The following is a 2,532-nucleotide window of genomic DNA, read 5'->3' on the forward strand; positions in this document are numbered from 1 at the left end:
GATTACAACTGTTCAGGAAATTTTGAGTTTTACATACCTGATAAATTTTTAACATTTCTTAACTTTGACATACCACAGCTAAAAATAAATTTAGATAAAATAAATACAGAAGAACCAAAAGAAGTTAAAATATTAAACAATAAAGATTTTATTTTTGATATAAAGGGAGATTACTGATGGCATACCAGTTTCCTGATGAAAAAGGCTATTTTGGAGAATTTGGAGGTAAATTCCTTCCAGAAACACTTATACCAGCTTTAGAAGAACTTGAAGAAAAATACGAGCAGATAAAAAATGATGGAGATTTTCAAAGAGAATTTGTTTATTATCTAAGAGAGTATGCAGGAAGACCTACAATTTTATACTATGCCCACAGGCTTACAGAAGCGGTTGGTGGAGCAAAAATATATCTAAAAAGGGAAGATTTACTTCATACAGGTGCCCATAAAATAAATAATACACTTGGACAGGTTTTACTTACAAAAAAACTTGGAAAAAAAAGGATAATCGCTGAAACAGGAGCAGGTCAGCATGGAGTCTCAACAGCAACTGCAGCGGCTCTTTTTGGTTTAGAGTGTGTTGTTTACATGGGAGAAATTGATGCAGAAAGGCAGGCTTTAAATGTATTCAGAATGAAACTTCTTGGTGCAAAAGTAGAAATTGTTAAATCAGGAAACAGACTTTTAAAAGACGCTGTAAATGAGGCTTTAAGGGACTGGGTAACAAATGTTAGAACGACGCATTATGTTATAGGTTCTGCTTTAGGACCACATCCATTTCCTAAAATAGTCAGGGATTTTCAGTCTGTTATTGGGAAAGAAACAAAGGAACAAATTATGGAAATTGAAGGTAAACTTCCAGATGCAGTTGTTGCCTGTGTTGGCGGTGGAAGTAATGCGATAGGTATGTTTTATCCATTTATAAATGACGAAAATGTTCAGCTTATAGGAGTGGAAGCTGCAGGCTACGGTCTTGAAACAGGACAGCATGCTGCCAGTATAAATGGGGGTTCTATTGGTGTACTGCACGGTATGAAATCATACTTCATTCAAAACCAGTGGGGTCAGATAGAGGATACACACTCTATTTCTGCTGGGCTTGATTATCCGGGAGTTGGACCAGAACATGCATATTTAAAAGATTCTGGAAGGGCAAAATATATAACAGCTACAGATGAAGAAGCTCTTGAAGGATTTTTACTTTTATCAAGAACAGAAGGAATTATACCTGCTCTTGAAAGCTCCCACGCAGTAATAAAAGGAGTAGAAAAAGCAAAACAGCTAAATAAAGATGATGTTGTTGTGATAAATCTTTCTGGCAGAGGAGATAAAGACGTTAATCAGGTTAAAGCATTTTTTGATACAAATCCTGATATTTATAATAGACTTCTTGAAAAATTAAAATCAGAGTATAGAATATAATTATTTTTTATGCTAAAATTTTTATTTGCTACTTGTTAAAAAGAAAAGGAGGTTGTATAAATATGTATGCTGTTGTTAAAACAGGAGGAAAGCAATATAGAGTAGAACCGGGAATGTCTATAAGAGTTGAAAAACTACCTAATAATGAAGGTGAAACTATAGAACTTCCTGCAGTATTGGTTAGAGATGATAATGGAAATATAAAAACTGAAGGCACAGTAAAAGCTGAAGTTGTTAAACACGGAAAGCATAAAAAAGTTATTGTTTTTAAATTCAAAAGAAAGAAAAATTACAAGAGATGGAATGGCCACAGACAGCCATTTACAGAAATTAAAATTACTGAAATAGCTTAAGGAGGTAATATAAATGGCATCAAAGGCAAGTGGTGGTTCAACGCGTAACGGCCGTGACAGTAGGTCTAAAAGGCTTGGTGTTAAAAGATATGATGGGCAGTTTGTAAAAGCAGGAAATATATTAGTAAGACAAAGAGGAACAAAAATATATCCAGGTAAAAATGTAGGACTCGGTAAAGATTACACATTATTTGCTTTAACTGACGGTCTTGTAAAATTTGAAACTTCAAAAGGGAAAAAAGTAGTTAGCGTTTATCCTGCTGCTTAAAAAAGAGAGGCTTTAAGCCTCTCCAAGTTTAAATTTCTCCATTTTGTCGTATCTTATAATAGATAAAATAGTTCCTATCATTAAAGAAAAAGTTATAAGTGAACTTCCTCCATAACTTAAGAAAGGTAAAGTAATTCCAACAACAGGAGCAAGTCCCACAGTCATAGCTATATTTATAAAAGCCTGTGTACCTATTAATCCTCCAAATCCATAACATATAAACTTTCCTGCCTTATCCCTGACTTTTCTACCAAAATAAAGTATGCGAACAGATAAAAGTAGATACACAAGAACTATGATTGAAGAAAGCATAAATCCAAATTCTTCACTTATTGTTGCAAATATAAAATCTGTATGCTGTTCTGGAAGAAACATTAATTTAGATTGTGTTCCCTGCAAAAAGCCTTTTCCTGTTAGTTTTCCAGAACCTACAGCTATTTCTGACTGGATTATATGATAAGCACTTCCATAAGGGTCTGCCTGAGGGTTT

Annotated in this window: 4 protein-coding genes; 3 read left to right on the forward strand and 1 reads right to left on the reverse strand. The window is 33.9% G+C overall.

Translation table 11 applies throughout. From position 1 onward, the window contains the following. Window positions 1–176 precede the first annotated feature (176 nt). The 3 genes from trpB (at window position 177) to rpmA (ending at window position 2,042) form a co-directional block, all read left to right on the forward strand. Window positions 177–1,421 carry a tryptophan synthase subunit beta gene (trpB, locus tag HG1285_RS04710; protein WP_008288574.1) on the forward strand — a complete coding sequence of 415 codons (1,245 nt, stop codon included), beginning with the start codon at window positions 177–179 and terminating at the stop codon, window positions 1,419–1,421. Window positions 1,422–1,483: 62 nt separating this feature from the next. Continuing rightward, window positions 1,484–1,774, forward strand: a complete 291-nt coding sequence (rplU, locus tag HG1285_RS04705; RefSeq protein WP_008288575.1) for a 50S ribosomal protein L21 — start codon at window positions 1,484–1,486, stop codon at window positions 1,772–1,774. A gap of 13 nt (window positions 1,775–1,787) precedes the next feature. After that, window positions 1,788–2,042 carry a 50S ribosomal protein L27 gene (gene rpmA / locus HG1285_RS04700; RefSeq protein ID WP_008288576.1) on the forward strand — a complete coding sequence of 85 codons (255 nt, stop codon included), beginning with the start codon at window positions 1,788–1,790 and terminating at the stop codon, window positions 2,040–2,042. 12 nt (window positions 2,043–2,054) lie between these two features. On the opposite strand, the gene HG1285_RS04695 is transcribed toward rpmA, so the two are convergent. After that, the coding region (locus HG1285_RS04695; RefSeq protein WP_008288577.1) for an FtsW/RodA/SpoVE family cell cycle protein at window positions 2,055–2,532 on the reverse strand (478 nt) is incomplete at its 5' end.

It is taken from the genome of Hydrogenivirga sp. 128-5-R1-1, from assembly GCF_000171895.1.

Coding starts and splice junctions, on each gene's coding strand:
- trpB (WP_008288574.1), top strand. CDS start 177: ATGGCATACCAGTTTCCTGATGAAAAAGGCTATTTTGGAGAATTTGGA.
- rplU (WP_008288575.1), top strand. CDS start 1,484: ATGTATGCTGTTGTTAAAACAGGAGGAAAGCAATATAGAGTAGAACCG.
- rpmA (WP_008288576.1), top strand. CDS start 1,788: ATGGCATCAAAGGCAAGTGGTGGTTCAACGCGTAACGGCCGTGACAGT.